The sequence below is a fragment of the Vibrio sp. 10N.222.46.A1 genome, assembly GCF_041473595.1.
In the GTDB taxonomy this organism is placed as follows: Bacteria; Pseudomonadota; Gammaproteobacteria; order Enterobacterales; family Vibrionaceae; genus Vibrio; species Vibrio tasmaniensis_A.
The window spans coordinates 1-6257 of the sequence record NZ_JBFRSN010001149.1 but is presented as its reverse complement, the minus strand read 5'-3'; the positions used below and the strand labels follow the sequence as shown (position 1 = coordinate 6257).

Sequence of the window (6257 nt, the reverse complement as noted above, 5' to 3'; positions counted from 1 at the left end):
GTTGATGCATTAAGCTACCGTGCGCACGCAAAAAACCATTACTTCGATTTCCAAATGGGCAGCCTGAACGACATCGATCGTGAGCGTAAAGTGATTGCACTAAGCGAGCTTACAGACGAGCACGGTGAACTGCTGATGCCAAGCCGTGAACTTGAATACGATATTCTTGTGATGGCGCTAGGCTCAACGTCAAACGACTTCAACACTCCAGGCGTTCGTGACAACTGTATTTTCCTTGATAGCCCAGAGCAAGCACACCGTTTCCGTACAGAAATGAACAACCAGTTCTTAAAGCTTCACGCTAAGAACGGTCAAGGCACGGTAGACATCGCGATTGTTGGTGCTGGTGCAACAGGTGTTGAGCTTTCTGCAGAGCTACACAACGCAGTTAAAGAGCTTCGTACTTACGGCTTCGGCGACCTAGATTCAAGCAAGCTGAACGTAAACCTAGTTGAAGCGGGTGAGCGTATTCTTCCAGCTCTACCTCCTCGTATTTCAAGTGCAGCACACTCTGAGCTAACCAAGCTTGGTGTGAACGTTCGTACGAATACGATGGTGACTCAGGCGGATTCTGACGGCCTAACAACCAAAGATGGCGACAAGATCCCAGCTCAAATCATGGTATGGGCAGCAGGTATCAAAGCACCAGATTTCATGAAAGATATCGGTGGTCTTGAGACCAACCGTATCAACCAGTTGGTTGTGAAGAACACGCTGCAAACAACTTTGGATGACAACATCTTTGCTATCGGTGACTTGGCGCAATGTACACAAGCAGATGGTTCATTCGTTCCGCCACGTGCACAAGCGGCTCACCAAATGGCAAGCTGTGCATTTAGCAACATCATTGCTAAGTTGAACGGTCGTGACCTGAAAGATTACATCTACAAAGATAAAGGCTCGCTAGTTTCACTAAGCCGTTTCTCTACGGTAGGTAGCTTGATGGGTAACCTGACGAAAGGTTCGATGATGGTTGAAGGTCGTATTGCTCGTGTGGTGTACATCTCTTTGTACCGCATGCACCAGATGGCGCTTCACGGCTTAATCAAAACATCACTGATGATGCTGGTTGGTCGTATTAACCGTGTACTTCGTCCAAACCTAAAGCTTCACTAATCAGGTAAGCCTTTAAGGTCATTACGCTGATAATAAAAAAAGAGCTCTTTGGAGCTCTTTTTTGATCGTGTCGCTTACGTGCTATCGCAGGTGTTGAACTCATTTCTGCTGTTAAGACGTTGGAGGCAGCACAGAATAAACCACGCCATCTTTGGGCTTACCGTTAAACAGAAATCGATTCTTGGCAATGGTTTCTCGCTCAGCGCCACACTTCTCTATCAACTTTTGGCTGGGTAGGTTCTCGGTATCGCAGACAATCTCCAAACGCGTTAACTTGAGTTGCGCGAAACAAAATTCAAATAGGGCGAGCATCGCTTCTTTGGCGATCCCTCTCCTTTGAAAGTCATCACCCACCCAATAACCTAAACTCGCCATATTAAAGGTGTGGTAAAGCTCATTAATCGCAACCATACCGACTAACTTATCGCTTTTTCGTTCAAAGATGCCAAAGCCAAACGCATCGGCTTTCACCCAGTTTAAGCGAGTCGCCAGAATAAACTTCTCGGCTTCGACGATAGAAAACTCGCTATGACACCAGTCGACCCATGGCAACAAGCTAGGGGAGGACTTAACCAGTTGAGAAAATTCTTGAGCATCTGAGGCCTCAATGATTTTAAGGCTAAGATTTTGTGTGTTGATCTGAAATTCAGGGCTCATAAGACGTACCAAGTAACGTGTAAGTACTGAACAAAGAGAGTCAGTACAGAATAAAGATAGATAGCACTTAATAAAACGCCCTCACTAGGAGGGCGGATTGAATTATTTATATAATTATAGCCGAATCGGCAAGTAACTTACTGCGCTACACGTCTAACTTGAATTACCATTCCAAGAAGTGGGTGGTCAAGGTAGTGAGTTTCTGTGCTGCGCATACGACGTTTCTGGTCCATGCGGTAGCTCTTAAGGAACTCTTGGACTTCAACCGTCGGAGAAATCTCAGTTAGGTTGCCCACTTGGACGTTGCTTTCTGCGCCACTTACTGGTGAATCTAGCTCGATTTGTTGCTCTTGTAGAGTTACTTCACGAACGCTTGGCGCTTTTAAATCTAATGTCGTTTCAGCGTATAGGTAGTGCTGAACGTAGATTTGCAGCTTGCCGTCTAATTCGTAGAGTGGCTTATCAATGGTCTCTTCTTGGAACCCATCAGCGCTGCCTGTAGTGATTGCGCCTTTTTCAGAGCCATCAGCATTAAACTGTTTAGAGAAATCTTTACCTGCTTGAATATGGAAAACAGGTGCAGAGCTCTTACCTTGGTCGCCTTGACGCCAAGCGGTATGCATCAGAACTTCAAAGCCAGCGTGTTTACGTAGCTTGTCTTTCTGAGGCGTTAACTTGTATTCCGAGTAAGGTAGCATTTGAACGCCTTTCTTTGCTCGGTATTGGGTATCTTGAAATGAACCAACGCGTTCAAGTGAAATCTTAGGCTGTGTATTTGGCCAAGATTCGTTCACCTTCTCTGCATCAACAGCGCGCTTAAAAATGATCACTTCTATATCAAATTGTCTCTGCGCCAAACTTGGCAGTGAGACGAACAATAGTAGCAGTGGGATCAGTCTTTTCATTTTTACTCCGTCTTCCAGCCGAACTACCGGCTGGATAATTTATATGTGCAAGTGGATTGGGTCTTATGCTGAAGGCAGCAAGTTTTGTCTGAATTCGCCCAATAAATCACTAACAAATTGAATTCGTTTCCGTCTGTCGACCAATGGTATCGTAAACTTGAACTTTGTTGGTCCTTCCATTGAAAACTTTTGCGGTTGAGATTGCAACAGTTTAACAAGGTAGGCCGGGTTTATGTCAGCATCCGGGTAGAATTCTAAGAATCCCCCCTTATCGTGAGCTTCAATTTTCTTCGCTTTGATAGACGCTGCGGCTAATTTTAGCTCAGAAACTGATAACAAGTTCTTGGTTGCGTCAGGCAGAAGGCCGAAGCGATCAATCAGCTCGACTTTCAACTCTGCCAATTCGTCGGTGTCACTCACACTCGCAATACGTTTGTACGTTGATAAGCGCGTGTTGATGTCTGGGATGTAGTCATCTGGCAATAGTGCTGGCAAACGCATCTCAATTTCAGTTTGTTCACTCAGTAGGTCATCAAGCGATGGCTCTCGACCTTCCTTCAATGCTTCAACCGCTTGTTCAAGCATCTCCATGTACAAGGTGAAACCAACTGACTGGATTTGACCACTCTGTTCATCACCTAACAGCTCACCCGCACCACGAATCTCTAAATCGTGAGTTGCTAAGGTAAAGCCTGCGCCCAAGTCTTCGAGCGAAGCAATCGCATCCAATCGCTTGATCGCATCTTTGGTCATTGCTTTAGGGTGTGGCGTTAACAAGTAAGCATAAGCTTGGTGGTGAGAACGACCGACACGACCACGCAATTGGTGCAGCTGTGCTAAACCAAGGTTATCGGCTCTATCCATCAAGATGGTATTTGCCGTTGGTACGTCGATACCGGTTTCGATGATGGTTGTACACACCAACAAGTTAAAGCGCTGGTGGTAGAAGTCATTCATGATGCGTTCTAGTTCGCGCTCACGCATCTGGCCATGAGCCACAGTAACGCGTGCTTCTGGAATCAACTTCTGTAGTGACTCTGCTGTTTTCTCAATCGTGTCGACTTGGTTGTGCAGGAAGTAAACCTGACCACCACGCATGATTTCACGCAGCACCGCTTCTCTGACGATGGCATCATCACTTTCGCGAACGAAGGTTTTAATTGCCAAGCGTCGTGCGGGTGGTGTAGCGATGATCGAAAGGTCACGCATGCCACTCATTGCCATGTTCAGCGTTCGCGGGATCGGTGTCGCAGTAAGCGTTAGGATGTCGACATCCGCACGCATCGCTTTCACTTTCTCTTTCTGACGCACACCAAATCGGTGTTCTTCATCGACAACCAGCAGGCCTAGGTCTTTAAACTTAATATCGCTCGAAAGCAGCTTGTGAGTCCCTACCAAGATATCGACCTTACCGTCGGCGACATCTTGCATGATCAACTTCTGCTCTTTAGCTGATTTGAATCGGGATAGAACCTCAACACGAATCGGCAAGTTGGCGAAACGGTCACGGAAGTTCTCGAAGTGTTGCTGAGCAAGTAGGGTAGTTGGTACTAACACCGCCACTTGTTTGCTGTTGTCGGTACAAACGAATGCTGCACGCATCGCGACTTCGGTTTTACCAAAGCCAACATCACCACACACCAAACGATCCATGGCTTTTGCTTGACACATATCAGACATAACAGCATTGATGGCCATCGCTTGGTCATCGGTTTCTTCAAACGGGAAACCAGACTTGAAAGTCGCGTATTGGCCGCGGTCGAGCACAAACTTGTAGCCAGGTTTTAGCTCTCGCTTGGCGTAAACATCAAGTAGCTCTGCTGCAACGTCACGGACTTTCTCTGCGGCGCGCTTACGAGCTTTCTGCCATGCTTCACCGCCAAGTTTGTGTAGCGGTGCAGAATCTTCAGCGCCACCAGAGTAGCGGCCAATTAAGTTCAAAGAGGCAACAGGCACGTATAACTTGGCATCGTGTTGATACTCAAGTGTTACGTATTCGGTTTTCATCCCACCCGCTTCAAGTGTTTGCAAGCCGATATAGCGGCCAATACCGTGGTCAATGTGAACAACGGGTTGGCCCGGTTTAAGTTCCGCAAGGTGACGGATTACGGTGTCGCTGTTTACGCTTTTTTTGTCTTTTTTACGACGCTGAATAACGCGATCACCCAATAGATCACTTTCACAGACAAGGGCGATGTTTTGCTCTTCGTGGATAAAGCCATGCTCAGCAGAACCTAGGATCAGGGTGAACTTATCTTTACCTTTAATTGCCGCGTCGAGGTTTTCAACTTCGCTTGGACGAACTTTGATGCCTCGAAGCAATTCACTCAGAGCTTCACGGCGGCCTTCAGACTCAACCGAAAAAACAACCTTGCCATCGAAGGCTTCAGTGAACTTTCTTAAGTTAGACAACGGTTCTTTATTCTGATGCTGAACGCTGAGATCAGGCAGAGGCATAACCGGAAGGTTTGTACGCCCAGCTTTTTCTTCAATCGTGTCTAAGCTTAGGTTGACCTGTGGCTTCTGTTTGAAGTGTGCGAACAGCTCGTCTTTCTTTAGCCACAGTTGTTCAGGTGTCAGCAGCGGTCGTAACGGGTCAACACCGCGTTGCTCGTATCGGTGAGAAACGTCCGTTAGGAACGAATCTACTGCAGTCTCGACATCACCTAGAATCAGGAGTTGCGCTTCATCGGCAACATAATCAAACAAGGTTTCGGTGTGCTCGAAGAACAGCGGTTGCCAATACTCAATACCAGCAGGCCACGTGCCTTTAGAAACCTGCATATAAACCGATTCTGGTTCACGGCGCGCATCAAACTGTTGGCGCCAACGAATACGGAAATCTTCAATCGCTGTTTCCGAGGTTGGGAATTCGTGAGCAGGCAGCAGTCGAATCTCAGAGATGTCTTCGATAGAGCGCTGGTTTTCAGGATCGAAAGTACGGATCGTGTCGATCTCGTCATCGAAGAAGTCGATACGATACGGGTCTTTGCTGCCCATTGGGAACAGGTCGAGAATAGAACCACGGCTAGCGTATTCACCCGGGCCAAACACTTGGTCAACATAGCGATAGCCCGACTTTTCGAGTTGCAGACGTAATTTCTCTAGTGAATAGAGATCGCCTGTTTTCACCATTAACGTGTGTTGTAGTAAGAAGTCGCGCGGTGACTGGCGTTGCAATAACGTGCTGATCGGAACGATCGTGATGCCATCTTTTAGCGTTGGCAGTGCGTAAAGGCGTGCTATACGATCTGAGATGATCTCTTGGTGCGGCGAGAAGCTATCGTATGGCAGCGTCTCCCAGTCAGGAAATAACGCAACTTCATGTGCCGTAAACTGTTCAATTTCAGATTGAAGCTTGAGTGCGATCTGAGGATCAGGCACTGCAAGTAAAGTATGGCTGTTATGCTGCTCCGCTAGTTTAGCGATAGTAAGCGCGAGAGATGAACCAACTAGGTTACCGATGTGCTTTTTGTCACCGGCACCTTTGAGCTTAGGTAGTGTGAAAATGGATTGTTTTGTCATGTCTATTTACTTGTTATCTCGTTCTAGAGAGCGTTGACGTAAGAGCTTTTGTTG

At 47.0% G+C, this 6257-nt stretch carries 4 protein-coding genes; 1 reads left to right on the top strand and 3 read right to left on the bottom strand.

Annotated elements, in window-relative coordinates; translation table 11 throughout:
• Nucleotides 1-1116 (top strand): NAD(P)/FAD-dependent oxidoreductase (locus tag AB4496_RS24675; RefSeq protein ID WP_372132439.1); only part of this gene is annotated, 1116 nt, incomplete at its 5' end.
• 111 nt (nucleotides 1117-1227) lie between these two features.
• Here AB4496_RS24675 and AB4496_RS24670 read toward each other — a convergent pair.
• From AB4496_RS24670 to mfd, 3 genes are all read right to left on the bottom strand, one after another.
• Nucleotides 1228-1773, bottom strand: coding sequence for a GNAT family N-acetyltransferase (locus tag AB4496_RS24670; protein ID WP_009847153.1), 546 nt, complete (start codon nucleotides 1771-1773; stop codon nucleotides 1228-1230).
• Between the two features lie 137 nt (nucleotides 1774-1910).
• Nucleotides 1911-2678 (bottom strand): peptidoglycan binding protein CsiV, encoded by a 768-nt coding sequence (locus tag AB4496_RS24665; protein WP_009847152.1) that lies wholly within the window; start codon nucleotides 2676-2678, stop codon nucleotides 1911-1913.
• Between the two features lie 63 nt (nucleotides 2679-2741).
• Complete coding sequence (gene mfd, locus AB4496_RS24660) at nucleotides 2742-6203, bottom strand: transcription-repair coupling factor (protein ID WP_102257825.1); 3462 nt, start codon at nucleotides 6201-6203, stop codon at nucleotides 2742-2744.
• Nucleotides 6204-6257 lie beyond the last annotated feature (54 nt).